General features: G+C 36.0%; 1 protein-coding gene. It reads right to left on the bottom strand.

Annotated features, from left to right (window positions below; translation table 11 throughout):
* Positions 1-650: hypothetical protein (locus ACYU7A_RS13475; RefSeq protein ID WP_460577353.1), on the bottom strand; the 650-nt coding region annotated here is incomplete at both ends.

Below are 650 nucleotides of genomic sequence, written 5' to 3'. Positions count from 1 at the left end.
ATTTCACTTCCATCATTTGGACCAATATCATCACAAGCTTCAAGCTCAAAACCAGTCATGTTGGTATTTGGTGTAGGAACTGGCAATACTTTAACTGTAAGTGTTCTATAACTCTTACATCCTGTAGTGGTATTCGTAACTACTATAAACACAGTTTGAGAACCTGGAGTTGTATTTATAAATGCCGATGGATTTGTAATTAACTGCGTATGTGTTGCATTTAAGTAAAAAGCTATCGTATGACCTGTTGGCACCGATGGCGATATAAAGCCAAGCATATCAAAGGTTGCATAGCCATCATTTGGTAAGTTATCACAAACACTCAATAATGTTGGTGTAGTAAGTACAATTGGTGTGTTTACTTGTAATTGGAACGAACCTACTTGGAAACATCCTGTATTTTTATTTTGTACTCTTACCCAAATAGTAGTGGTACCACAAGCAGTGTAGTTGGTAGTATTAAAAATTGGTAAAGTACCATTTGGTGTACTTGATGCATCTGCTTGATTAGTATAATACGTCACGGTATAATTAGAAGCAGGTAGTGTCTGTGCTGCTAAAATAATTGGTGTTTGTGTCGTTAAATTAAACGTAGTACATCCATCTTGGGTGTTACTATCTGCATCACAATTTGCAATGATAGGCAATGT

The sequence above is a fragment of the Flavobacterium koreense genome (assembly GCF_054776075.1).
Note: the sequence above shows the minus strand (reverse complement) of the source record. Positions and strands in the feature narration are given on the sequence as shown.